Source organism: Pseudoxanthomonas helianthi (genome assembly GCF_017939625.1).
In the GTDB taxonomy this organism is placed as follows: Bacteria; Pseudomonadota; Gammaproteobacteria; order Xanthomonadales; family Xanthomonadaceae; genus Pseudoxanthomonas_A; species Pseudoxanthomonas_A helianthi.
The window spans coordinates 713,658-738,261 of sequence record NZ_JAGKTC010000002.1 but is presented as its reverse complement, the minus strand read 5'-3'; the positions used below and the strand labels follow the sequence as shown (position 1 = coordinate 738,261).

Sequence of the window (24,604 nt, the reverse complement as noted above, 5' to 3'; positions counted from 1 at the left end):
TGCCGGCGTCCAGCCGGCAGACCACCGGGCTCTGATCTTTAACGCGCCGGGCCCGCCTATCTGCTTCCACTTATCGATCAGGAAGACCCCGGGCAAGCCCCGCCCGGCTGCACGTCCTGTCCGCTTGGCGCAGTCAGCACCATCGGCAAGTTCAAGTAACGGGACAGCGCTGACTTCAAGAGGAAAAAACTGGCCAGCTCCAACTACACGGAACTGGCCAGACTTTCATCGGCGCGACTCAATTCGGCGAGAGACTTTCATTCACCGACGACAATTTAGAACCGATCAAAATACTCATGGACCGCCATAGCCCAAGCACCGCTCAGATTTAGGGGAACGTAATACTCTTCTCCTCCGTCATTCATGATCATAACGTTTGGACCAAGGTTCGCCAGCCCACCTGAGACAGCCGAAATTTCATTTTCATTCAAGCTTTTCATTACACATCTCCATATGTTGTTTGTAGAACAAGCTTCCTGCCTCACGCATAAGTCCAAAAAAATATTGGCTTTCTGTATGAGGCGAAAGGAGCTTAGCACCGCCCCGCCTCTTCTGCAGTTTGTTGTCAGTGATCGCGCAGATCCCTCGGACGAAACCCCAGCGCCAACATTACCAACCCGTAGGTCAACGCCCCACCAACCACCAACGCCGTCAACCACCAGACCCTAGACCATGCCCCCATGGTCGTGAATTCGGGGGCGAGCCACAGGGCGACCAACAGGCCCGCCGCCATCACGCCATTGGCGAACCCAACTTTCGTCAGGAACCCGCCCCAACCCGGCATAGGGTCGTAAACCCGTGCCCCGCGCAGCCAATACAGCAGCAACCCGAGGTTCAGGTAACTGGACAATGCGCTGGCAATACCCAACGCAAAATGCAGGCCCGGCGTGCTAGCCAATCCCGCCATGATGCCCTTGGCCTGCTCTTCCGGTGGCACCTTCCATACGTACAACAGCGCCAACAGGGCGATGTTGAACACCATGTTGGCAACCAGCGCGATAAGACCGGCCCGCATCGGGGTGCGGGTGTCCTGACGTGCGTAGAACGCCGGCAACACGGTTTTGACCAAGGCGAAGGCCGGCAGACCGAAACTCAGGCCGAAAACCGACAGTGCGGTCATGCGCGCTGCGAAAGCGTCGAAACGCCCCGTCTGGAACAAGGTGGACACCAGCGGCAACGACAACAGCATCAGTCCCAGCATGGCCGGAACGATGATCAGGAAAGTGGTCCGCAAACCCCAGTCCAGCGACCGGGAGAAGGCTTGGCGATCCTCGTTGACGTGGTGGCGCGACAACGTCGGCAGCACTACCGTGCCGAGCGCGATCGCGAAAACGCCCAAGGGCAGCTCGAGGAAACGGTCGGCGGTGGACAGCCAGCTTTGCGAGCCGGCAGCGAGCTTGGCGGCGATGAAGGTGTCGAAAAGCAGGTTGATCTGCGCAACCGACGAACCAATCAGCGTGGGCACCATCAGCCGCATCACCCGCCGGACGTCGGGATGCTTCCAGCCCCAGCGCGGCAGGACCAGCAAGTCGAACTGGGCCAGTTGCGGGAACTGGAACAGCAGCTGCAGGATGCCGCCGGCCAGCACCGCCCAGCCCAGCGCCATTATCGGCGGATCGGCGACCTTCGAACCCCAGATCGAGGCGGCGATCATGCAAAGGTTCAGGATCACCGGCGTGAACGCAGGCAGGCCGAAGCGGTGATAGCTGTTGAGCGCTCCGGCCGCCAGCGCGGTCAGCGATACGAACAGCAGGAATGGGAAGGTCAGCAGCAGCAGGCGCGCGATCAGTTCCTGCTGCCCGGGCACCGGAGCGGCATGGTTGGAGAACAGCGAAGCCAGCCATGGCGAGGCCAGCATACCCAAGGCCGTTACCACCAGGAGCACCCCACCCAGGGTGCCGGCGGTGCGCCCCATCAACTCCTTGAGTTCGGCCTGACTGCGCTTCTCCTTGATTTCCGTGAAAACGGGCACGAACGCCGTGGAAAAGGATCCTTCCGCAAACAATCGGCGCATGAAGTTGGGAATGCGGAACGCGACGAAGAAGGCGTCGGTCATCGCATTCGCGCCAAAATAATGGCCGATCAGACGATCCCGGACCAGCCCGAACACCCGGCTGAGCAGGGTCATGCTGCCGAACGACAGCAGCCCCTTGAGCATGCGCGGCGGGCTCACTTCGCGCCCTCCGGCACCCGGTTCCGGCCCGAATCGGACCGCCCGGCGGTCAGGTTGACGCAAGTCTTTGAATACCCCATAATTTCCGGCTCGATTTTCCGTCTTCCGTCCAGACCCGAATTTCCCAGGAACCCACCGTGGCCAACATCAAGTCCGCCAAGAAGCGCGCCAAGCAGACCATCGTGCGCAACGCGCGCAACAATGCCCAGCGCTCGCAGCTTCGCACCGCCGTCAAGAAAGTCCTGAAGGCGCTCGACGCCAACGACGCCAAGGGCGCGCAGGAAGCCTTCGCGGTCGCCCAGCCGATCCTCGACCGTTTCAGCGCCCGTGGCCTGATCCACAAGAACAAGGCCGCCCGCCACAAGAGCCGCCTGACCGCGCGCATCAAGGCGCTGCAGACCGCCGCCTGATACAGCGGCACTCGGACGCGAAGACACGGAAGCCCGGCCTTGGCCGGGCTTCTTTTTTTCCCGCGCCGAAAGCACGGCCGACTCAGCCAGCACCGTTCGCGGCCTCTTCCGCTTCCTCGCGCAGCCGGTCGAAGAACGCCATCACGTCCTTCATGATCGGCCAGGTGCCTTCGCGCGAAATCGCCGAAACCAGGTACCACGGCTGGGTCCAGCCGAGTTCGTCGATGATCGCCTGCGCCGCCGCGGCCGCCTCGTCCTCGAACATCAGGTCGGCCTTGTTCAGCACCAGCCAGCGCGGCTTCCGCAGCAGCTCCGGGTCGTGCCTTTCCAGCTCGCGTTCGATCGCACGCACCTGTTCGGCCGGCGCCACGCCTTCCACCCCGCCTTCCATCGGCGAGATGTCGACCAGGTGCAGCAACAGGCGCGTGCGCTGCAGGTGGCGCAGGAACTGCGCGCCCAGGCCGGCGCCGTCGGCCGCGCCTTCGATCAGGCCGGGGATGTCGGCGATGACGAAGCTGCGGTGCGGCTCCACGCTGACCACGCCGAGGTTCGGGTACAGGGTGGTGAACGGGTAGTCGGCGACCTTCGGCGTCGCCGCGGACACGGCGCGGATGAAGGTGCTCTTGCCGGCGTTCGGGAAACCGAGCAGACCCACGTCGGCCAGCAGCTTCAGTTCCAGCTTCAGCAGGCGCTGCTCGCCCTCTTCGCCCGGCGTGGCCTTGCGCGGCGCGCGGGTCACCGAGCTCTTGAAGTGCATGTTGCCCAGGCCGCCCTTGCCGCCCTTGGCCACCAGCAGGCGGTCGCCATGCACGGTCAGGTCGCCGATCACCTCGTCGGTCTCGACGTTGGTGACCACGGTGCCGACCGGCACGGTGATGACCAGGTCCTCGCCGGCCTTGCCGTACATCTGCCGGCCCATGCCGTTCTCGCCGCGCTGGGCGCGGAAGTTCCGCTCGTGGCGGAAGTCGACCAGGGTATTGAGGTTTTCGTCGGCACGCAGCCACACGCTGCCGCCGTTGCCGCCATCGCCGCCGTCGGGACCGCCCAACGGAATGAACTTCTCGCGACGGAAGCCGACGCAACCGTTGCCGCCATTGCCGGCGATGACCTGGATTTCGGCTTCGTCTACGAGTTTCATGATGGGGAATTAGATAACAAAGGTAGGGGCTTCACAAACGAAAAACCCCGCCGAAGCGGGGCTTTCCGGGGAAGCGATGCGCCGGCGCGATTACTCGGCGGCGACCACGCTCACCGTGCGGCGCTTCTGCGGACCCTTGGTGGCGAACTCCACCTTGCCGTCGACCAGCGCGAACAGCGTGTGGTCGCGGCCCAGGCCGACGTTGGCGCCCGGATGGAACTGGGTGCCGCGCTGGCGGACGATGATGTTGCCGGCGTCGATCGACTGGCCGCCGTACACCTTCACGCCGAGCATCTTCGGGTTGGAGTCGCGGCCGTTGCGCGAGGAGCCTACGCCCTTTTTGTGTGCCATGACTGTTTCTCCTTACTTGCTGATGCCGGTGATTTCGATTTCGGTGTAATGCTGCCGGTGACCCTGTTGCTTCATGTGGTGCTTGCGGCGGCGGAACTTGATGATGCGCACCTTGTCGGCGCGGCCGTGGCCGACGACCTTGGCGGTGACGCTGGCGCCCTTGAGCGCGTCGCCGACGGTGATGCCGTCGCCATCGCCCAACAGCAGGATGTTGTCGAAGGTGATCGAATTGCCGGCTTCGGCTTCGAGCTTTTCGACGCGGAGCGTTTCGCCCTGCGCGACGCGGTATTGCTTACCGCCGGTGACCAGAACTGCGTACATGGTGGGAACCTCTAGGCTTTGATTCTGTAGTTATTTTCGGCCTGGCCATCCCCAGCGGGGCGGACAGAAGCGGAATTGTAGCGATAACAGGAACTTGCGGTCAAATGGTGGGGGAACCGAAACCTCGCGGGGCGGCGGGCCGGTGCCGAACGTGCCGGCCCGGACTCCATGCACCGGCGCTGGCACAGGCGGGGTGGCGGTTCTAACTCGCCCATGGCGCGGGTCATACAACCTAAGTTATTGATAAATAAAATAAATACTAAATCCTGTCGTCCCATACCCCCGAACCTATGCCTTGCTGCCTCCCCCAGGGCTGATCGAAGCGAGCTGTCGGCCCCCAACTCGTGGCTGTCTCAGCATCCGGGACTCCTTCCCTGCATTCTTGGAGTTGGTCGTATTTGCCCCCAAATAAAGCGACCGCTACGCTTACTCGTTCGCCTCACGGACCCCACCCGATGGCCATGGACTTCATCCGCATCCGCGGCGCGCGGACGCACAACCTCAAGAACCTCGACCTCGACCTCCCCCGCGACAAGCTGATCGTCATCACCGGCCTGTCCGGCTCGGGCAAGTCGTCGCTGGCGTTCGACACCATCTACGCGGAAGGCCAGCGCCGCTACGTCGAATCGCTGTCGGCGTACGCCCGGCAGTTCCTCAGCGTGATGGAGAAGCCGGACGTCGACCACATCGAGGGTCTGTCCCCGGCGATTTCGATCGAACAGAAATCGACTTCGCACAACCCGCGCTCCACCGTCGGCACCATTACCGAGATCTACGACTACCTGCGCCTGCTGTATGCGCGCGTCGGCCTGCCGCGCTGCCCCGACCATGGCTATCCGCTGGAGGCGCAGACGGTCAGCCAGATGGTCGACCAGGTGCTGGCGCTGGCCGACAAGCCGGAGACCGCCGAGCAGCGCTGGATGCTGCTGGCGCCGGTGATCCGCGAGCGCAAGGGCGAGCATGCGCAGGTGTTCGAGCAACTGCGCGCGCAGGGCTTCGTGCGCGTGCGCGTCGACGGCACGCTGTACGAAATCGACGCGGTGCCGCCGCTGGCGTTGCGGCAGAAGCACACCATCGAAGCGGTGATCGACCGCTTCAAGCCGCGCGCCGACCTCAAGCAGCGCCTGTCCGAAAGCTTCGAAACCGCGCTGAAGCTCGGCGATGGCATGGCCGCCGTGCAGTCGCTGGACAATGCCGACGCCGCGCCGCTGCTGTTCTCGTCGAAGTACAGCTGCCCGGTCTGCGACTACTCGTTGCCGGAACTGGAACCGCGCCTGTTCTCGTTCAACTCGCCGGTCGGCGCCTGCCCCGAATGCGACGGCCTGGGCGTGGCCCAGTTCTTCGACCCGGCGCGCGTGGTCGTGCATCCGGAACTGTCGCTGGCCGCCGGCGCGGTGCGCGGCTGGGACCGGCGCAACGCCTACTACTTCCAGCTGATCCAGTCGCTGGCCAAGCACTACAAGTTCGACGTCGACGTGCCATGGCAATCGCTGCCGGAAAACGTCCGCCAGGCCGTGCTGTACGGCAGCGACGGCGAACTGATCACCTTCAACTACATCACCGATTCCGGCGGACGCGTGCAGCGCAAGCACAAGTTCGAAGGAATCGTGCCGAACCTCGAACGCCGCTACAAGGAAACCGAATCGCCGGCGGTACGCGAGGAACTGGCCAAGTACATCAGCGAGCGCCCCTGCCCCGAGTGCGGCGGCGCGCGTTTGAACAAGTCCGCGCGCAACGTGTTCGTCGCCGACCGCCCGCTGCCCGAGCTGGTGGTGATGCCGGTCGACGAAGCGCTGTCGTTCTTCCGCCAGCTGTCGCTGCCGGGCTGGCGCGGCGAGATCGCGACCAAGATCGTCAAGGAAATCGCCGAGCGCCTCGGCTTCCTGGTCGATGTCGGCCTCGACTACCTGACCCTGGAACGCAAGGCCGACACGCTGTCCGGCGGCGAAGCGCAGCGCATCCGCCTGGCCTCGCAGATCGGCGCCGGCCTGGTCGGGGTGATGTACGTGCTCGACGAGCCGTCGATCGGCCTGCACCAGCGCGACAACGAACGCCTGCTCGGCACCCTGACCCGCCTACGCGACCTCGGCAACACGGTGATCGTGGTCGAACACGACGAAGACGCGATCCGCGCCGCCGACCACATTCTCGACATCGGTCCCGGCGCCGGCGTGCACGGCGGCGAAATCGTCGGCGAAGGTTCGCTGCAGGACATCATGAAGTCGCCGCGTTCGCTGACCGGCGAATACCTGTCCGGCAAGCGCCGCATCGAAGTGCCGAAGGCGCGGCACAAGGCCAACCCGCAGATGACCCTGCACCTGCGCGGCGCCACCGGCAACAACCTGAAGAATGTCGACCTGGACATTGCCGCCGGCCTGTTCACCTGCATCACCGGCGTTTCGGGTTCGGGCAAGTCGACGCTGATCAATGACACGCTGTATGCGTTGGCCGCGAACGAAATCAACGGGGCTTCGCACACGCCCGCGCCGTACCGCGATGTGGTCGGACTCGATCTGTTCGACAAGGTCGTCGACATCGACCAGTCGCCGATCGGCCGCACCCCGCGTTCGAATCCGGCGACCTACACCGGCCTGTTCACGCCGTTGCGCGAGCTGTTCGCGCAGGTGCCCGAAGCGCGCGCGCGCGGCTATTCGCCCGGGCGCTTCAGTTTCAACGTGCGCGGCGGTCGCTGCGAGGCCTGCCAAGGGGACGGCCTGATCAAGGTCGAGATGCACTTCCTGCCCGACGTGTACGTGCCCTGCGACGTTTGCCACGGCAAGCGCTACAACCGCGAAACGCTGGAGATCCTGTACAAGGGCTACAACATCAACGACGTGCTGGAAATGACCGTCGAGGATGCGCTGAAGCTGTTCGAGCCGGTGCCGGCGCTGGCGCGGAAACTCGAAACGCTGGTCGACGTAGGCCTGAGCTACATCAAGCTGGGCCAGAGCGCGACCACGCTGTCCGGCGGCGAGGCGCAGCGCGTGAAGCTGTCGAAGGAGCTGTCGCGCCGCGACACCGGGCGCACCCTGTACATCCTCGACGAGCCGACCACCGGCCTGCACTTCCACGACATCGAGGCGCTGCTCGGCGTGCTGCACAAACTGCGCGACGACGGCAACACCATCGTGGTGATCGAACACAACCTGGACGTGATCAAGACCGCCGACTGGGTCGTCGACCTGGGTCCGGAAGGCGGCCATCGCGGCGGGCAGATCCTCGCCACCGGCACGCCGGAGCAGATCGCGGCGAACCCGGATTCGCACACCGGGCGCTTTCTCAAGCCGTTGCTGCCGGCTTCCGCCAGCAAGGCGAGCAAGCCCGCCGCGGTCGCCAAGCCCGACGTGCTTCCGCCGCGCAAGTCCGCCAAGAAGAAGGCCGCACGATGAGCCAGCCCGCCGAAACCCTGCCCAAGCCGCTGTTCCGCATGCCGCTGCAATTGCGCTGGAGCGACCTGGACGCGTTCGACCACGTCAACAACGCGCGCTACCTGACCTTCCTCGAGGAAGCGCGCATCCGCTGGTTCGATTCCATCGGCGAAGCCTGGGTGACCGACGAATTCGCGCCGGTCGTGGTCTCGGTGCAACTGAACTATCGCCAGCCGATTCCGTATCCGGCGGACGTCGAAATCGACCTGTACGTGGAGAAGATCGGGACCAGCAGCACGACGATCGCCCACCGCATCGTCAGCGCCGACGGCAAGACGCTGTACAACGACGGCAACGTGGTCGCGGTGTGGATCGACCGCAGGACCGGCAAGGCGCGGCCATTGCCGGAGTCGGTGCGGGCGGCCTGCATGGGATGAAAAAAACCGGGCTCAAGGCCCGGTTTTTTTCGCCACCAGTTTCCCGGAAACCTCGCGTCCGTCCTTCAACTTGAAGGTCACGGCGATCCTGTCGCCTTCCTTCAAGGGGGCCGACGGGCGCATCAGCATCAGGTGCAGGCCACCCGGCGCGAGCGTTGCGCCCGACTTCGCCGCGACCGGCAGTTCGGCCAGCTCGCGCATCCGGTTGACCCCATCGACCACGCGGCTTTCGTGGATCGACACGTCGCCGAAAGCCGGGCTGCGTGCCGAAACCACCGCGACCGGCTGCGGGCACGGATTCTCGATGCGGCCGAAGCCGGCCATCATCGGCATCGCCACCGGACCCAGACGCACCCAACCGTCCTTCACCACCGGCGCGCATTGCTTGGCATGGGCGGCGAACGGCGCGGAAACGGACACGACGAAAAAAGCGGCAAGGAAGCGTGCGTTCATTGGCCTATGATAGCGCCGCAACCGATGGAGTACTGAATGAACCCACTGGTCGAAACCTTCCAGCACGGCGACATCCGCGAGATCCGCATGGCCCGCCCGCCGGTCAATGCGCTGGACACCGCCCTGTGCCGAGCGCTGATCGATGCGTTGGCCACGGCGATCGGCGACGACGTGCATGGCATCGTGCTGTCGGGTGGCGAACGGGTGTTCTCGGGCGGCCTGGACGTGCCGTTCCTGCTCTCGCACGGCGACGACCGCGCCGCCCTGCTCGACAGCTGGAACGCGTTCTTCGGCGTGGCCCGGGCGCTGGCCGAATCGCGCGTGCCGGTCGCCGCCGCGATCACCGGACATGCGCCGGCCGGCGGCTGCGTGATGGCGCTGTGCTGCGACTACCGGGTGATGGCGCGCAGCGCCGATCCGGCCAGGCCGTTCGCCATCGGCCTCAACGAAACCCAGGTCGGCCTGGTCGCGCCCGACGGCATCCAGCAATTGATGCGCCGCGTGGTCGGCCCGCATCGCGCCGAATTGCTGCTGGTTTCCGGTGCCCTGGTGCCGGCCGAGCGCGCCTTCGAAATCGGCATGGTCGACGAACTCGCCGACGCGATCGATGTCGTACCGCGCGCCATCGCGTGGCTGCAATCGCTGTTGAAGCTGCCGCAGCAGCCGATGCTGCAGACCCGCACGCTGGCGCGCGCCGACGTGGTCGAAGCACTGCAACCCGAGAACATCCAGCTGGAGCGCTTCATCGAAAGCTGGCATTCGCCGGATACGCAGGCCGCGTTGCAAGCGATGGTCGCGCGATTGAAGAAATAAGCGGCGTCGCGCCGCATCGTTTCAATGCGCCAGCGGATAGGTTTTCTCGCCCGCTGCGATGCGCAGGTCCAGGCGATTCTCCGGCGGTGCGGTCGGGCAGACCACGTGCCCGTTCAACGCGCACGGCGGGTTCTGCGCCTTGTTGAAGTCCAGCACGATCCTGCCGTCGCGCGCCGGAGGCGTGTAGAGGAAACGGGCGCCGCCGTAGGTTTCCTTGCCGCTGGTGCGATCGGCGATGATGAAGAACAGCTGTTCGTCGTCTTCCTGGGTGATCGGCAGCAAGGTGTAACGCTCGCCATCGCGCTGGAACGTCGCCTCGCCGGGCACCTCGCCCGGCTCCAGCGTGCCGTTGCTGGTGAGCAGGTCGATCTTCCTCGGTTGCGGATAGGCTTTCCAGTCTGCTTCGATCCGCCACGAGGGATCGACCGGGAAGTGCGGCACCCCTGCGAATGCCTCCAATGCGGGCGATTCAGGATCGCGGAAGCGCCAGCCATGGACTTCGCCGGTCCTGACCACGTAGAAGCGCTGCTTGCCGGCCTGGATGCTGGTCGGCCCGCCCTTGTCCCGCTGGGTCAGCAGGGACACGGAATCGAACGCCTTGCCGTCCACGGTCACCCCGCTGCCGGGCGCTGCGTCGAAGCGCAGCCGACCATCGCCGGACAGATGCAGGGTGCCCCATTTCGCGGGGCCTTTCGGCAACACGATGGCGTTGTCTGCCGCGCTGCCGACGCTGTGCGCGCCCGTGGCGACTTGTCCCGAGCCGGCGAAGCTCAGCCAGCCGTCGGGGTCGCGCAATTCCTCGGCGCGTTCGCTGCGCCAGCGTTCGATTTCGGCAAGATATCCGGCGTCAAGACCGGCCCCTTTCGCCGCGGGTCGCGCGGAGTTGGCCGCCTGCGGAGCGGGCGAACAGCCGCCCAGCACAGCCACGGCAAGCAGGCCGGGAAGGAGTTTCATGCGCATGCTCCATCTGAGAACCTCGCCAAGGTATGCGCAATGCCGACCCTTGGGAAATGATTCTGGCTCGTGCGCCATGCGCGGAGCGTCATCAGCGGCCCGTCGACGCCTACGTTGCGCCTTTCGCGACGGGCCGCGACGGATCGCTGATCCACCCGCTCCACGAACCGGCGAACACCTTCGCGCCATGCAGGCCGGCATGTTCCAGCGCAAGCAGCAGGTGGCAGGCGGTGACGCCGGAGCCGCACATCGCGACCATTTCCGAAGACGCACGATCGCCCAGCAACGCCGCGAGCTCGGCGTGCAGTTCTTCCTTCGGTTTGAAACGCCCATCACGCAGGTTCGACGCGAACGCACGGTTCACCGCGCCGGGCACGTGGCCGGCGACCGGGTCGATGGGCTCGACCTCGCCGCGGAAGCGCTCGGCCGCGCGCACGTCGACCAACCAGCCGCTTTCGCGTTCGATGCGCGCTCGCACCGCGTCGGCAGTGACGATCCGGGAACGGTCGAAGCTCGCCGGATACGGTGCTTCTTCCGGTTGCGTCTTCACCTCGGCGGTTTCCGGCAATCCCGCCGCACGCCACGCCGCCAGGCCGCCATCGAGCACGGCCACGCGTTCGTGGCCCAGCAGCTTCAGCAACCACCAGAAACGCGCCGCGGCCATGCTGCCGTCGCCGGCGTCGTAGACCACGACCTGGTGCGCCGGGGAAACGCCCCACAGGCCGAGCTTGCGTGCGAAGACTTCGTCGTCCGGCAACGGATGCCGGCCCTGCCCGGCCTTGCTCAGGTCGGAAAGGTCTAGGTTGAGGTCGGCGTACTGCGCGCCGGGAAGGTGCGAAGCCGCATAGGCCGCGACCATGTCCGCCGTGCCCTGCACCGCTGCGGTCGCGCGCGCATCGAACAGGCGCAGCTGCGGATCGTCCAGGTGGGCGGCGAGCGTCGGCGCGTCGACCAGGGTGGTCCAGTGCATCGGGGAGGTGTTCATGCGATGAGCTCCATCCGTTGGCGCAGGTTGGACAGGATCGCCGCGGTCGCGCCCCAGATGCGCTGGCCGGGCCAGTCGTATTCCAGCACGGTGCGCTGGCGGCCCTTGTAATCCAGTTCGACCCTGCGCAGGTTGCGCGATTCCATCAGGTAAGCCAGCGGCACTTCGAATACTTCGGCGACTTCGGCCGGGTTCGGTTGCGCGACGTAGCCCTTGTCGACCACGGCCACGACGGGCGTGACCCTGAAACCGCTGATCGTGGTGAACGGATCGAGGAAACCCAGCGGCTCGACCAGCGAGCCCGGCAGGGCGATTTCCTCGCGGCTTTCGCGCAGCGCAGCGGCGACCACGCCGGCGTCGAGGCGGTCGACGCTGCCACCGGGAAAACTGACCTGCCCGCCATGGTGGCGCAGGTCGTCGGTACGGCGGGTCAGCAACACCGCAGTGCCTGCTTCGCGCGGCACCAGCCCGACCAGCACCGCGGCTTCGCGCAGCATGCCGGGCGGCAACAGGTCGACCAGTTCGTCATGGTTCCAGCCCTGCCCGTCCGGAATCCGGTCCAGCGGATGCAAGGCGCGCTGCAGTATCGGCCGTTCCGGCAATGCAGCGTGCGCGGCCCGGCGCTCGCGTTCGGGCAATACATGGTCCATCAGGCGCAGGCGTTCCTCGTCGTTCAGCAGCGACCAGCGGGCGATTTCGTCGGCGCTGCGCCAGCAGCCCAGGCAAAGCCCGCCGACACCGAGGGTGCACACGCCGATGCACGGACTGAGCACGGCGCGGGACACGGCATTCATCGGATCAGACACCTGCACAGGATAGCGCCGACGGATTTGCGACGCCTTAAAAGACTGCGCCGGCACGAAGCCGGCGCAATCGGAACGCTTGAGCATTATCCGGTGAAGAGCGATCCCCGCCTGCGCGGGGACGACGCATTGGCAAAGGCGGGCGCAAAGCGCCCGCGCCAATGCGTCACTTCACGCTGACCAGCTTGACGTCGAACACCACCGCTTGGCCGGGACCAACCGGCGACTGCGGGCCGTTGCCGTAGGCCTTGTCGGCCGGCAGGACCACTTCCCAGCGCGAACCGGCCGGCATCAGCTGCAGCGCTTCGCGCAGACCGACCAGCGGCACTTCGCTGATCTTGATCGCCAGCGGCGGCGGCGCGGCCTGGCCCGGCGGCGGGCTGTAGGTGTCGACGAAGGTGCGGCCGTCGATCAGCGAACCGCGGTACTGCAGGGTCACCGAGCTGGCCTGGGTCGGCTTGGCGCCGGTGCCGGCTTCCAGCACGCGGTACTGCACGCCGCTGGGCAGCGTCTGCACGCCGGCCTTGGCCTTGTTCTGGGTCAGGAACGCGGTGCTCTTGGCGTTGTTGTCGGCAGCCATCTTCTCGAAGTCGGCCTTGGCCTTGGCAGCGCGGCCTTCCTCGCGCTTCTGGAAGGCTTCGATGGCCGGCTTCAGCTGCTCGGCGGTGATCGCCGGCTTCTGCTTGGCGTAGGCGTCGCGCAGGCCCTTGACCAGCGATTCGATGTCGATCTGTTCGCCACGCTCGGTCAAACCCTGCAGGTTGTTGCCGAAGTCGTAGCCGAAGTAATAGCTCAGCTTGCCCTTTTCGGAGGCGGTGTCCTGAGCTGCGGCGCTGCCGGCGGCCAGGGTCAGAGCCAGCAGGCTGGCGGAAAGCAGACGCAACTTCATGGTGTACCGATTCTCCGGGTTGTCTAAATGAAAAAGGCGGTTACCCGCCCCGAGCGTTCAGCCTGAAAGCACGAACGCGCTAGGATAGCCATTCGCGGGCTTAACGGCCACTGTAGGCAGGCCCCTGTGACCATCCCGGGGCGGCAAAGTTCCGCCTTTACCTTTCCTTTACGAGCAAGCGCATGAGCGAATCCGCCGTCCTGTCCGCCGATCAAGGCGCCATCCGCACCATCACGGTCAACCGCCCGGACAAGCTCAATGCACTGAATGCCGCGACCCTCGATGCCCTGCTGGGGGCCTTCGACGCTGCCGCGGCCGATCCGGCGGTGCGGGCGGTGGTGCTGACCGGCGCGGGGCCGAAGGCTTTCGTCGCCGGCGCCGACATCGCCGAAATGGCCGGTCTGCGCCCGGCCGAGGCACGCGATTTCTCCCTGCGCGGGCAGCGGCTGATGCGGCGGATCGAAACCCTGTCCAAGCCGGTGCTGGCGAAGATGAACGGCTTTGCCCTCGGCGGCGGGCTGGAGCTGGCGATGGCCTGCCACCTGCGCATCGCCGCGGACACGGCCAAGGTCGGCCAGCCCGAGATCAACCTCGGCCTCATCCCGGGCTTCGGCGGCACCCAACGCTTGCTGCGGCTGGCCGGGCGCGCGGCGACGCTGGAACTGTGCCTGCTCGGCGCACCCATCGATGCTACTCGCGCGCAGCAGCTCGGCATCGTCAATCGCGTCGTGCCGGCGGCCGAACTCGACGCCGAAGCGGACAAGCTGGCGACGCAACTGGCGAACGCGGCGCCGCTGGCGCTGCGCGGCATCCTCGATGCGATCAACGTCGGCGGCGAATGCGCCATCGAGGAAGGCCTGCACTACGAAACCGCGCAATTCGGCCTGATGTTCTCCACCGACGACATGCGCGAAGGCACGCAGGCGTTCCTGGAGCGGCGCAAGCCCGCCTTCGCCGGCCGCTGATGCGAACGAGCGCATCCCACGACTGCGCCGGGGCTTCACGGCTGGCCGCATTGCTGGCCGACGACGACATCGATGCGGCCCTCGACGCGGGGCTGATGGATTTCGTCGCCTGCGCCGGTTGCGAGCCCTCGGCCGTCGCCCGGATCGATGCCGCAAGACAGCGCATCGAACAGGCCTGGGCCGCGCGCGAACGTTACCGCGCGCGCAACGCACGGCTGGCGCGCATCGCCGCCGAACGCGAAGCGCGGCGCGCGCCGGTGGTGATCGAGAAGAAACCGGCCCTGCCGCCCGCCGCCGCCGCCGTGCTGGCGCGGGCCAAGGCCAAGGCCGCCCAACGCCGCGAACCATGACGAAAAAGACCACGGGGAAGACACCGGCGAAGAAAGCGCCCACGAAACGGCCGGTGTGCGCAAGCCTGCTGACGCACGCGCAGATCGTCGAAATGTTCACCCGCCTGCGCGAGCTGAACCCGAAACCGACCACCGAGCTGGAGTACAGGACGCCGTTCGAGCTGCTGGTCGCGGTGATCCTGTCGGCGCAGGCCACCGACGTCGGCGTCAACAAGGCGACGCGCCGGCTGTATCCGGTGGCGAACACGCCCCAGGCGATCCTCGCGTTGGGCGAGGAAGGCCTGAAGAAATACATCGCCACCATCGGCCTGTTCAACGCCAAGGCGAAGAACGTCATCGCCGCCTGCCGCATCCTGGTGGAGCAGTACGGCGGCGAGGTGCCGCGCGACCGCGCCGCGCTGGAAGCCCTGCCCGGCGTCGGCCGCAAGACCGCCAACGTGGTGTTGAACACCGCGTTCGGCGAACCGACCATCGCCGTGGACACGCACATCTTCCGCGTCGCCAACCGCACCGGATTGGCGCCGGGCAAGGACGTGCGCACGGTCGAGGACAAGTTGCTTGCAGTGGTGCCGGAGGAGTTCAAGCAGGACGCCCATCACTGGCTTATCCTGCATGGCCGTTACGTGTGCAAGGCGCGCAAGCCGGACTGCCCGCATTGCGTGATCCGCGACATCTGCAAGTTCAAGGACAAGACGCCTTAGGTCGACGTGGGAGCGACCTTGGCCGCGAATGCTTTAGCCCTGCGGAACTCCGCAAAAAAGCATTCGCGGCCAAGGCCGCTCCCACGGTGCCGCTTTACTGCTGGTCGCGCTCGACGAACGGCTTGCGCGGCATCGGCTGGTCGCGGTTCGCCGCGTTGTAGGCGAACGAGGCGATGATCGCCGCGGCCTGCTTCAGGTCTTCCGGCAGCACGTGGTCGTAGGTGTCCAGCTCGCTGTGGTGGACGTGGGTCGAATAATCGGCCGGGTCCTGCACGAACTGGAAACCCGGCAGGCCGACGCGATCGAACGAGATGTGGTCGGTGCTGCCGGTGTTGCGGGTGGTGACGATGTCGGCGCCGAGATCGTTGAACGGTTCCAGCCAGGCCTTGAAGATCGGCACCGCGGCGAAATTCTCCTGCGCATAGATGCCGCGGATCTTGCCGGTGCCGTTGTCGAAGTTGAAATAGGTCGAGAAGCGGCCGTAGTCGGCGCGGCGCTGCAGCGGTCCGGTGCCGCGCTGGAACGCGCGCGGCAACGCTTTCTGCTCCGGATCGGTCGGTTCCGGGTAATCGGCCAGGTGCTTGGCGACGTAACCGGCCGAGCCGTTCAAGCCCTGCTCCTCGCCGCCCCACAGGCCCAGGCGGATGGTGCGCTTCGGCTTCACGCCGATCGCCTTGAGGATGCGCATCGCCTCCATCATCACGATCACGCCCGCGCCGTTGTCGGCCGCGCCGGTGCCCCCGTGCCACGAATCCAGGTGCGCGCCGATCATCACCACTTCGCCGGCCTTCGAACCGCCCGGCAATTCGGCGAACACGTTGGTCGCCGGCAGGTCGTTGTCGCTGGTGAAGCGCGAATCCACGTCGATACGCATGCGCACGTCCTTCTTGGCCTGCACCGCGCGCACCAGCTGGTTGTAGTGCTCGGCCGACACGACCAGTTCGGTGACGCCGACCGGATCGGCGGCCTTGCGCGCGCCGCCGCCCATCACGCGGACGATGCCGTTGTCCCAGCTGCTGATCGACAGGGTCGCCAGCACGCCTTCCTCGGCCAGGAACTTGTTCAGCGCCTTGCTCAAGGCCTGGCGCTTGCGGAATTCCTCCAGGCGCTTGTCCTGCGCGCCGGGTTCGGCGTCGGCGGCGACGGGAAAGGTCTGCAGCTCACCCAGCTCGGTATCGCTGTAGCGGCGGAAATCGGCCTTTTCGGCGGCCTTGTACGCGCGCGCGTCGTCGACCAGCACGATCTTGCCGCGCAGCTTGCCCTTCTGCTTGTCGATGTCGCCCAGTTCCTTGAAGGTGGCGATGGCCAGTTCGCCCTCGACCGGGCCATTGGTGCCGCGCGTCCACGCCTTCGGCAACGCATGGATCGGCAGGCGGCGCGGCGAAAGCAGTTCGACCTTGGCCGAACCGAATTCCCAGCCACGGCCGAAGGCGGGGTCGTAAACCTCGTCGTGCACGTTGGACAGGCCCCAGCCGCGCAACTTGTCCTGCGCCCATTCGGTGGCACGGACATAGGAAGGAGAATTGGTCAGCCGGGGGCCGACGGTTTCGGTCAGTTCCTTCAGGCTGGCCGCGGCTTGCGAGCGGCTGAAAGCTTCCTGGCGGATCTTCGCCACCACGTCCAGGTCGACCTGCTCCGCCGCCCTGGCCACGCCGAACTGGCCGCAGGCCAGGTAGAGCGCCAGGGCGCCCGCCATTCCTCGCATCGCCTTCATTCATTACCCCCGTTGGTCAAAAATCCGGCCTGGCGCGGCGGTTCATGTCGCGCCTGGAAAGGTTTTCGATGGTTTCGCTGTCACCGCGCGGTCATCCCGGCGAAATAAGACAGCACTGTCACAATAACGCAAAGTTCACGGACTAGCCTGCGCGGCGTTCTCCTCCTGCCCAAGGGCCATTAGTCATGAAACTCACCCGCTGCACCCTCGCCGCCGCCCTGTTGGCGGCCATCGCCGCACCCGCGGCCCACGCCGAAATCGCCATCGACGTGATCGGCGGTTCCGAAGTCAGCTTCGAAGGCCTGGTCCAGGCCGATTTCTACAAGTTCGACACCGACCACATCGACTATGGCGCCGATTCCGCCGGCGGCAATTCCGCCTGCTCCACCTCGACGGATTGCGACGGCAAGGATTACCTGCAGGAACTGCGCCGCGCCGAGCTGGTGCTGAAGGGCAAGGGTCCGGGCAACATCGAATGGGTGCTGGGCTACGACGCCAAGGACGACAAGTTCCTCGACGTCAACGTCAAGTACAAGATCGGCGGCAACGGCAACCACTTCATCCAGGTCGGCCAGTTCAAGCAGCCGGGCGCGACGCTGGAAGAACTGTCGTCGACCAAGAACAACGACTTCGTCAGCAAGTCGTCGATCACCAACACCCTGGGCACTCCGCGCCGCGTCGGCGTGCAGTACAACTACGGCGACGTGAACTGGGGCCTGACCGCCAGCTACTTCGGCCGCGAACTGACCCGCAACCGCGAACACGGCAGCGGCTACGCCCTGCGCGGCTACTGGGCCCCGGTCAACGAAGCCGGCAACATCTTCCACATCGGCGCTTCGTACCTGGACAAGGACACCGACGCGGACGCCCTGCGCCTGCGCGCCCGCCCGATGGCCGACATGGTGCCGACCCGCTACGTCGACGCCAACCTCAACCGCACCGACCGCGCGAGCTTCGTCGGCGTGGAAGCCTTGTGGGTGCATGGCCCGGTCAAGCTGCAGGGCGAGTACATGAAGACCGACGTCAAGCGCTACGGCGGCGCGGACGACTTCAGCGGCGACGGCTACTACGTGTCCGGCCTGTGGAACCTCACCGGCGAGACCTGGGGCTACAAGGCCGGCGTGCCGGTCACCAACCTGCCGGACAATCCGGACAAGGGCCTGTGGCAGCTGGGCCTGCGCTACGACACCATCGACCTGACCGATGGCGCCGTGGTCGGCGGCAAGATGGACAGCATCACCGCCGGCGTGAACTGGTACTGGCGCTCCAACTTCAAGTTCATGCTGAACTACGTCGCGGTCAAGCAGAAGCGCGCCAGCGGCTTCAAGCTCGCCAACGTCACCATCCCCGAAGACAATCCGAACGTCATCGAAGCCCGCGCCCAGTTCTACTGGTAAGCGGACCGTCCGTCGCACGGACACGAAAAGCGCGGCTCCGGCCGCGCTTTTCTTTTTGCGCCGGCACAGGTCCCGTCGCGAAAGTGTCAGGAAAACGGCTGGCCGACATATTCCTGTCACACAACCGTTATGCAATGTGCGCATCCGGGCTTGGCCCGGTTTTCCCCTCAGGAGCCTTCCGTGATCCGCAAATTCAAAACCAGCGCCCTCGTCGCCGTGATGGCCGCCTCCTTCGCCTTCGGCGCGCAGGCCGCCGACGTCACCGGTGCCGGCGCCTCGTTCGTGTTCCCGGTCATGACCAAGTGGTCGGCCAGCTACAAGACCGCGACCGGCAAGCAGGTCAACTACCAGTCGATCGGTTCGGGCGGCGGCATCGCCCAGATCAAGGCCGGCACGGTCGATTTCGGTTCGTCCGACGCCCCGCTGAAGCCGGAAGAGCTGGCCAAGTTCGGCCTGGCCCAGTTCCCGTCGGTGATCGGCGGCGTGGTGCCGGTGATCAACGTGCCGGGCGTGCAGTCGGGCGCGCTGAAGCTCGATGGCGAAACCCTCGCCAACATCTTCCTCGGCAAGGTCACCCAGTGGAACGACCCGGCCATCGTCGCCCTGAACGGCGGCGTGCAGCTGCCGAACGCCAAGATCACCGTCGTGCACCGTTCGGACGGCTCGGGCACCAGCTTCAACTACACCAACTACCTGTCCAAGGTCAGCCCGGAATGGAAGACCAAGGTCGGCGAAGGCACCTCGGTCAAGTGGCCGGTGGGCATCGGCGGCAAGGGCAACGAAGGCGTCGCCGCCTACGTGAAGCAGATCAAGGGCGCGATCGGTTACGTCGAGTTCTCCTACGCGCTGCAGAACAAGCTGACCTTCTCGCGCATGAAGAACGCCGCCGGCAACTTCGTGCAGCCGCGCGACGACAGCTTCTCGGCCGCCGCTGCGGCTGCCGACTGGGCCAACGCCAAGGATTTCTACCTGGTGATGACCAATGCGCCGGGCGAGCAGTCGTGGCCGATCACCGCGACCAACTTCATCCTGATGTACAAGCAGCCGAAGAACGCCGCGGGCGCCAAGAACGCCAAGGAATTCTTCCGCTGGGTCTACGCGAACGGCGACGAGCAGGCCAAGTCGCTGGACTACGTGCCGTTGCCGCCGGCGCTGGTGCAGCAGATCGAGGCCTACTGGTCCAGCAACATGGCGTACTGAACGGCGGGCTTCTCTCTCCCCTCGCTGTTCAACCGGGCGCGGGCCGAAAGGTCCGCGCTTTTTTGTTTTCCTTCTCCCACCGGGAGAAGATGGCGCGTAGCGCCGGATATCGAAGCCGTTTCTAGCGGCTGAGGAAGAAGCCCTCAAGCGCTCACGCAGGGTCCAAGCTCATGACGGCTCCCGCCCTCATCCGCCCCTTCGCGGCACCTTCCCCGGAGGGAGAAGGAAAACCCGTGTCATTCGGCTGTAACAAAAACATCATTTCATAGGCGAACCCCGACCGGCCGCAGCCGGAACCCTGGAGTTCGCCATGAACCTGAAACCGGTACGCCTCGCCCTGCTGTCCCTGTCCGCCGCTCTCGCCGTCGCCGCGTGCAAGCCTTCGGCGCCGACCGCGGGTGGCCCCGACGCCGGCGGCGCTGCGGCCCCGGCCGCGCAGAATCCCAACGCCGCGCAGATCTCCGGCGCCGGCGCTTCCTTCATCTATCCGCTGGTGTCGAAGTGGTCGGCCGACTACGCCGCCGCCACCGGCAACCAGATCAATTACCAGTCGATCGGCTCCGGCGGCGGCATCGCCCAGATCAAGGCCGGCACGGTCGATTTCGGTTCGTCCGACAAGCCGCTGTCGTCCGAGGAACTGGCCCAGGCCGGCCTGGCGCAATTCCCTTCGGCCATCGGCGGCGTGGTGCCGGTGGTCAACCTGGAGGGCATCGAAGCCGGCAAGCTGCGCCTGACCGGCGCGCTGCTGGCCGATATCTTCCTCGGCAAGGTGAGCAAGTGGAACGATGCGGCCATCGCCGCCGTGAACCCGGGCGTGGCCTTGCCCGACGCGAAGATCAGCCTGGTGCATCGCTCCGACGGTTCGGGCACCAGTTTCAACTTCACCAACTACCTGTCCAAGGTCAGCCCGGAGTGGAAGGACAAGGTCGGCGAAGGCACCTCGGTGCAGTGGCCGGGCGGCGTCGGCGGCAAGGGCAACGAAGGCGTGGCCTCCTACGTGCAGCAGATCAAGGGCGGCATCGGCTACGTCGAACTGGCCTACGCGTTGCAGAACAAGATGCCGTACGCGTCGCTGCAGAACGCCGCCGGCAACTTCGTGCAACCCAGCGCGGAAAGTTTCGCCGCCGCGGCGTCCAGCGCCGACTGGGCCAGCGCCAAGGATTTCAACCTGGTCATCACCAACGCGCCGGGCGCGCAGGCATGGCCGATCACCGCGACCAACTTCATGCTGGTGCGCAAGGACGGCAAGCACAACCCCGACGTGCGCGCGTTCTTCAAGTGGGCGTTCGAGAACGGACGCAAGCAGGCCGAAGACCTGCATTACGTGCCGCTGCCGGCTGAGCTGGTGACGCAGATCGAGGCCTATTGGAACGAACAGTTGAAGTGACGACTCGGCGCGTTCGCGCAAATGCGCGAACGCCTTTGCCGAGCCGTCATCCCGGCGCAAGCCGGGATCCATCTTGGTTTTGCTGTTGAAGTTCCTTCCGCGAATCAAACCAGAAGCAAAAATGGATCCCGGCTTTCGCTGGGATGACGAGCAAAAGAATGAACGCCACCGCCCTGCCCGCTGCCGCCACACCCTCCCGCGACGCCCTCGATGCGCGCAACGACCGCTGGTTCCGCTGGCTGCTGGTCGGCACGGTCGCGTTCGTGCTGGTCGCGCTGGCCAGCGCCGCGCTGTCGATGCTGTGGGGCGGCCGCCACGTGCTCGCCGACCAGGGCATCCACTTCTTCATCTCCAGCGAGTGGAACCCGGTCGAGAACAAGTACGGCGCGCTGGCGCCGATCTACGGCACCCTGGTCACCGCGATCATCGCCATGCTGATCGCAGTGCCGGTCAGCTTCGGCATCGCCTTCTTCCTGACCGAAGTCGCGCCGCGCTGGTTGCGCGGGCCGATCGGTACTGCGATCGAACTGCTCGCCGGCATCCCCTCGATCATCTACGGCATGTGGGGCCTGTTCGTGCTGGTGCCGGTGATGACCGAATACGTCACCCCGTGGCTCAACGACCATCTCGGCACCCTGCCGCTGGTCGGTCCGCTGTTCCAGGGCCCGCCGCTGGGCATCGGCATCCTCACCGCCGGCTTCGTGCTGGCGATCATGGTCATCCCGTTCATTTCCTCGGTGATGCGCGAAGTGTTCCTGACCGTGCCCACGCGACTGAAGGAATCGGCCTACGCGCTGGGTTCGACCAAGTGGGAAGTCAGCTGGGACATCGTACTGCCGTACACGCGCAGCGCGGTCATCGGCGGCATCTTCCTCGGCCTGGGCCGCGCGCTGGGCGAAACCATGGCGGTGGCCTTCGTGGTCGGCAACAGCGTGAACCTTTCCGCTTCGCTGCTGGAACCCGGCACCACCATCGCCGCGCTGATCGCCAACGATTTCGGCGAAGCCACCGAGACCTATCGTTCGGCGCTGCTGTTGCTGGGCTTCGTGCTGTTCGTGGTGACCTTCGTGGTGCTGGCGATCGCCCGCTTCATGCTGCTGCGCCTGGCCCGCAAGGAGGGCAACTGATGAACGCCGCCGCCTCCGGCCTGTATGCGCGCCGCCGCATCGTCAACGTCATCGCCATCGGCCTGTCCTGCGCCACCGCGCTGTTCGGCCTGTTCTTCCTCGCCTGGATCCTGTGGACGCTGGCGGCGAAGGGCCTTGGCGGCATCAATCTCGACCTGTTCACCAAGATGACCCCCGCGCCGATGGAAGCCGGCGGGCTAGCCAACGCGTTCTTCGGCAGTGCGGTGATGTGCGCGCTGGCGGTGCTGATCGGCACGCCGCTGGGCATCCTCGCCGGCACCTGGCTGGCCGAGTACGGCAACGCGCGCAAGGCCGGCACGGTGGTGCGTTTCGTCAACGACATCCTGCTGTCGGCGCCGTCGATCGTGCTGGGCCTGTTCGTCTACGCGATGGTGGTATCGGTGACCGGCTTCTCCGCGCTGGCCGGCGCGCTGTCGCTGGCCTTCATCGTGCTGCCGGTGGTGGTGCGCACCACCGACGAAATGCTGCGGCTGGTGCCGGCGCAAATGCGCGAAGCCGCGCTGTCGCTGGGCATCCCGCAGTGGAAGGTGATCATGCAGGTGCTGTACCGCAGCGCCTCGGCCGGCATCGTCACCGGCATCCTGCTGGCGCTGGCGCGCATCAGCGGCGAAACCGCGCCGTTGCTGTTCACCGCCTTCGGCAACCAGTTCTGGAACGCCAACCTGGCCCAGCCGATGTCCAGCGTGCCGGTAGTGATGAACCAGTTCGCCGGCAGCCCCTACGAAACCTGGCAGACCCTGGCCTGGGCCGGTGCGCTGGTGCTGACCCTGTTCGTGCTCCTGGTCAGCCTGTTCGCGCGCTGGATCATCCTGCGCAACAAGGTCGCCCACGACTGACGTCGCCGATCGCGAAGTCCCATTCCCGCCATGACCAATCTTTCCCCGGATCCTTCCATGAACGACGCCCAGTACAGCGCGCCCGCCCAGCGCATCAGCACGGTCACCGCCGACCGCGGCGCGTTGCCGCCCACGCCCGTGAAGCTGGAAGCGCGCGGCCTGGACTTCTACTACGACAAGTTCCACGCGCTGAAGAACATCAACCTGCAGATCCCCGAGAAGCGCGTGACCGCGCTGATCGGTCCGTCGGGTTGCGGCAAGTCCACGCTGCTGCGCATCTTCAACCGCATCTATGCGCTGTACCCGAAGCTGGAGGCGCGCGGCGAGGTGCTGCTGGACGGCGAGAACATCCTGTCGCCGAAATACCCGATGAACCGCCTGCGCAGCAAGGTCGGCATGGTGTTCCAGAAGCCGGTGCCGTTCCCGATGACCATCTTCGAGAACGTGGCCTATGGCATCCGCCACCACGAGAAGCTGTCCAAGGCCGACATGAACGACCGCGTCGAACACGCGCTGCGCCAAGGCGCGTTGTGGGACGAAGTGAAGGACAAACTGGGCCAAAGCGCGCTGGGCCTGTCCGGCGGCCAGCAGCAGCGCCTGTGCATCGCCCGCGCAGTGGCGCTGAAGCCCGACGTCCTGCTGCTCGACGAACCGACCTCGGCGCTGGACCCGATCTCCACCAGCCGCATCGAGCAACTGGTGGAAGAGCTGAAGAACGACTACACCATCGCCATCGTCACTCACAACATGCAGCAGGCCGCGCGCGTGTCCGACTACACCGCCTTCATGTACCTGGGCGACCTGATCGAACACGACGCCACCGCGACGATCTTCTCCAACCCCAGCAAGCAGCAGACCGAGGATTACATCACCGGTCGGTTTGGGTGAGCGATCGCAGCCGATGCCCTATCGGCATCGGCTGCGATCGCGAACGCCCGGCCATGGATGGCCGGGCCGGACGACCCGAAGCCGACAACTTGGCGCCATGGATGGCGGCATCAATCCTCCACGAAGCGAATCCCAGGACACACACCCATGAGCACCACCCAACCGCACGAGCACATCGTCAAGAGCTACGACGAAGAACAGCGCGCCGTCTCCGAGGAGATCCTGCGCATGGGGGAGATCGCCGTCGCCCAGCTTGAAGCCGCGCTGGACGTGGTCGAACGCCGCGACGACCAGGCCGCGCGCCGCATCATCGCCAACGACGAAGCGATCGACGCACTGGAAAGCCAGACCAGCCACGACGTGATGCACCTGGCCCTGCGCGGACCGATGGCGCGCGACCTGCGGGTGATCCTGTCCTCGCTGCGCATCCCGATCGACCTGGAACGCATCGGCGACTATGCCGCGAACGTGGCCAAGCGCTCGATCGCGCTGAACACCGCGCCGCCGGTGCCGCACGCCACCGGCCTGCGCCCGCTGGGCCAGCTGGCCGTGCGCCAGGTCCGCGACGCCATGGCCGCCTACCGCGACAACGACGCCGACAAGGCCTTGCAGGTCCGCGCGCGCGACGCCGAACTCGATGCCACCTATACCGCGCTGTTCCGCGAGCTGCTGACCTACATGATGGAAGACGCGCGCAACATCACCCCGAGCACGCACCTGCTGTTCATGGCCAAGAACCTGGAACGGATCGGCGACCACGCCACCAACATCGCCGAGAACGTGTGGTTCCTGGTCAAGGGCGAGGAGGTCCTGCCGCCGCGCGACAAGCGCGACGAAACCAGTACCACCGGCGCGGCCTGAGCGCGGCCGCCCGGTCGCCACGATCCTCGACGTGGGAGCGATGTAAGTCGCGAACGGGTTGC

25 protein-coding genes are annotated in these 24,604 nt (G+C 65.9%); 14 read left to right on the top strand and 11 right to left on the bottom strand.

Annotated features, from left to right (window positions below):
* Positions 1 to 275 precede the first annotated feature (275 nt).
* Positions 276 to 440 carry a hypothetical protein gene (locus tag J5837_RS11160; RefSeq protein WP_210536813.1) on the bottom strand — a complete coding sequence of 55 codons (165 nt, stop codon included), beginning with the start codon at positions 438 to 440 and terminating at the stop codon, positions 276 to 278.
* A gap of 125 nt (positions 441 to 565) precedes the next feature.
* Positions 566 to 2,158 carry a murein biosynthesis integral membrane protein MurJ gene (gene murJ / locus J5837_RS11155; RefSeq protein WP_210537020.1) on the bottom strand — a complete coding sequence of 531 codons (1,593 nt, stop codon included), beginning with the start codon at positions 2,156 to 2,158 and terminating at the stop codon, positions 566 to 568.
* Between the two features lie 152 nt (positions 2,159 to 2,310).
* On the opposite strand from murJ, the gene rpsT reads away from it, so the two are divergent.
* Positions 2,311 to 2,583, top strand: coding sequence for a 30S ribosomal protein S20 (gene rpsT, locus J5837_RS11150; RefSeq protein ID WP_210536812.1), 273 nt, complete (start codon positions 2,311 to 2,313; stop codon positions 2,581 to 2,583).
* A gap of 82 nt (positions 2,584 to 2,665) precedes the next feature.
* Here the strand turns inward: rpsT and cgtA are convergent, their stop codons facing one another.
* From cgtA to rplU, 3 genes are all read right to left on the bottom strand, one after another.
* Entirely contained in the window at positions 2,666 to 3,721 is a 1,056-nt protein-coding gene (cgtA, locus tag J5837_RS11145; RefSeq protein ID WP_210536811.1) for an Obg family GTPase CgtA, read from the bottom strand.
* Positions 3,722 to 3,811: 90 nt separating this feature from the next.
* Positions 3,812 to 4,072, bottom strand: coding sequence for a 50S ribosomal protein L27 (gene rpmA / locus J5837_RS11140; RefSeq protein ID WP_210536810.1), 261 nt, complete (start codon positions 4,070 to 4,072; stop codon positions 3,812 to 3,814).
* A gap of 12 nt (positions 4,073 to 4,084) precedes the next feature.
* Positions 4,085 to 4,393, bottom strand: coding sequence for a 50S ribosomal protein L21 (gene rplU, locus J5837_RS11135; RefSeq protein WP_210536809.1), 309 nt, complete (start codon positions 4,391 to 4,393; stop codon positions 4,085 to 4,087).
* Between the two features lie 455 nt (positions 4,394 to 4,848).
* On the opposite strand from rplU, the gene uvrA reads away from it, so the two are divergent.
* Both uvrA and J5837_RS11125 read left to right on the top strand, forming a co-directional pair.
* Entirely contained in the window at positions 4,849 to 7,782 is a 2,934-nt protein-coding gene (gene uvrA / locus J5837_RS11130; protein WP_210536808.1) for an excinuclease ABC subunit UvrA, read from the top strand.
* The gene (locus J5837_RS11125; RefSeq protein WP_210536807.1) at positions 7,779 to 8,198 is read left to right on the top strand and encodes an acyl-CoA thioesterase; all 420 of its coding nucleotides are present in this window, start codon (positions 7,779 to 7,781) and stop codon (positions 8,196 to 8,198) included. Before uvrA ends, J5837_RS11125 begins: the two co-directional genes overlap by 4 nt.
* A gap of 12 nt (positions 8,199 to 8,210) precedes the next feature.
* Here J5837_RS11125 and J5837_RS11120 read toward each other — a convergent pair whose 3' ends face one another.
* Positions 8,211 to 8,651 (bottom strand): copper chaperone PCu(A)C, encoded by a 441-nt coding sequence (locus tag J5837_RS11120; protein WP_210536806.1) that lies wholly within the window; start codon positions 8,649 to 8,651, stop codon positions 8,211 to 8,213.
* 36 nt (positions 8,652 to 8,687) lie between these two features.
* On the opposite strand from J5837_RS11120, the gene J5837_RS11115 reads away from it, so the two are divergent.
* The gene (locus J5837_RS11115; RefSeq protein WP_210536805.1) at positions 8,688 to 9,464 is read left to right on the top strand and encodes an enoyl-CoA hydratase/isomerase family protein; all 777 of its coding nucleotides are present in this window, start codon (positions 8,688 to 8,690) and stop codon (positions 9,462 to 9,464) included.
* Between the two features lie 21 nt (positions 9,465 to 9,485).
* On the opposite strand, the gene J5837_RS11110 is transcribed toward J5837_RS11115, so the two are convergent.
* The 4 genes from J5837_RS11110 to J5837_RS11095 all read right to left on the bottom strand — a co-directional run bounded on the left by J5837_RS11110 (position 9,486) and on the right by J5837_RS11095 (position 13,095).
* Positions 9,486 to 10,424, bottom strand: coding sequence for a DUF1684 domain-containing protein (locus J5837_RS11110; protein ID WP_210536804.1), 939 nt, complete (start codon positions 10,422 to 10,424; stop codon positions 9,486 to 9,488).
* A gap of 103 nt (positions 10,425 to 10,527) precedes the next feature.
* Entirely contained in the window at positions 10,528 to 11,403 is an 876-nt protein-coding gene (locus J5837_RS11105) for a sulfurtransferase (protein ID WP_210536803.1), read from the bottom strand.
* Positions 11,400 to 12,197: a CoA pyrophosphatase gene (locus J5837_RS11100; protein ID WP_210536802.1), complete on the bottom strand. Its 798-nt coding sequence runs from the start codon at positions 12,195 to 12,197 to the stop codon at positions 11,400 to 11,402. Before J5837_RS11100 ends, J5837_RS11105 begins: the two co-directional genes overlap by 4 nt.
* 175 nt (positions 12,198 to 12,372) lie before the next feature.
* Positions 12,373 to 13,095, bottom strand: coding sequence for an FKBP-type peptidyl-prolyl cis-trans isomerase N-terminal domain-containing protein (locus J5837_RS11095; RefSeq protein ID WP_210536801.1), 723 nt, complete (start codon positions 13,093 to 13,095; stop codon positions 12,373 to 12,375).
* 182 nt (positions 13,096 to 13,277) lie between these two features.
* On the opposite strand from J5837_RS11095, the gene J5837_RS11090 reads away from it, so the two are divergent.
* The 3 genes from J5837_RS11090 to nth are packed head-to-tail and all read left to right on the top strand — an operon-like array spanning position 13,278 to position 15,111.
* Entirely contained in the window at positions 13,278 to 14,060 is a 783-nt protein-coding gene (locus tag J5837_RS11090; RefSeq protein WP_210536800.1) for an enoyl-CoA hydratase-related protein, read from the top strand.
* A complete protein-coding gene (locus J5837_RS11085; protein WP_210536799.1) occupies positions 14,060 to 14,410 on the top strand; it encodes a hypothetical protein in 351 nt (116 codons plus the stop codon). The genes J5837_RS11090 and J5837_RS11085 overlap by 1 nt, the downstream gene beginning before the upstream one ends.
* On the top strand, positions 14,407 to 15,111 hold the full coding sequence (nth, locus tag J5837_RS11080) for an endonuclease III (RefSeq protein ID WP_210536798.1): 705 nt from the start codon (positions 14,407 to 14,409) through the stop codon (positions 15,109 to 15,111). The genes J5837_RS11085 and nth overlap by 4 nt, the downstream gene beginning before the upstream one ends.
* 94 nt (positions 15,112 to 15,205) lie before the next feature.
* Here nth and J5837_RS11075 read toward each other — a convergent pair whose 3' ends face one another.
* The gene (locus J5837_RS11075) at positions 15,206 to 16,807 is read right to left on the bottom strand and encodes a M28 family metallopeptidase (protein ID WP_210536797.1); all 1,602 of its coding nucleotides are present in this window, start codon (positions 16,805 to 16,807) and stop codon (positions 15,206 to 15,208) included.
* Positions 16,808 to 17,010: 203 nt separating this feature from the next.
* Here J5837_RS11075 and J5837_RS11070 point away from each other — a divergent pair, with 203 nt between their 5' ends.
* The 7 genes from J5837_RS11070 (at position 17,011) to phoU (ending at position 24,542) form a co-directional block, all read left to right on the top strand.
* Positions 17,011 to 18,222: an OprO/OprP family phosphate-selective porin gene (locus tag J5837_RS11070; RefSeq protein WP_210536796.1), complete on the top strand. Its 1,212-nt coding sequence runs from the start codon at positions 17,011 to 17,013 to the stop codon at positions 18,220 to 18,222.
* 180 nt (positions 18,223 to 18,402) lie between these two features.
* Positions 18,403 to 19,422, top strand: coding sequence for a phosphate ABC transporter substrate-binding protein PstS (pstS, locus tag J5837_RS11065; protein ID WP_210536795.1), 1,020 nt, complete (start codon positions 18,403 to 18,405; stop codon positions 19,420 to 19,422).
* Between the two features lie 310 nt (positions 19,423 to 19,732).
* Positions 19,733 to 20,809 carry a phosphate ABC transporter substrate-binding protein PstS gene (gene pstS, locus J5837_RS11060; RefSeq protein ID WP_210536794.1) on the top strand — a complete coding sequence of 359 codons (1,077 nt, stop codon included), beginning with the start codon at positions 19,733 to 19,735 and terminating at the stop codon, positions 20,807 to 20,809.
* Between the two features lie 158 nt (positions 20,810 to 20,967).
* Positions 20,968 to 21,936: a phosphate ABC transporter permease subunit PstC gene (gene pstC / locus J5837_RS11055; RefSeq protein ID WP_210536793.1), complete on the top strand. Its 969-nt coding sequence runs from the start codon at positions 20,968 to 20,970 to the stop codon at positions 21,934 to 21,936.
* A complete protein-coding gene (pstA, locus tag J5837_RS11050) occupies positions 21,936 to 22,793 on the top strand; it encodes a phosphate ABC transporter permease PstA (RefSeq protein ID WP_210536792.1) in 858 nt (285 codons plus the stop codon). Before pstC ends, pstA begins: the two co-directional genes overlap by 1 nt.
* Before the next feature lie 57 nt (positions 22,794 to 22,850).
* Positions 22,851 to 23,681, top strand: coding sequence for a phosphate ABC transporter ATP-binding protein PstB (gene pstB, locus J5837_RS11045; protein WP_210536791.1), 831 nt, complete (start codon positions 22,851 to 22,853; stop codon positions 23,679 to 23,681).
* A 147-nt stretch (positions 23,682 to 23,828) separates the two neighbouring features.
* Positions 23,829 to 24,542, top strand: coding sequence for a phosphate signaling complex protein PhoU (gene phoU, locus J5837_RS11040; RefSeq protein WP_210536790.1), 714 nt, complete (start codon positions 23,829 to 23,831; stop codon positions 24,540 to 24,542).
* Positions 24,543 to 24,604 lie beyond the last annotated feature (62 nt).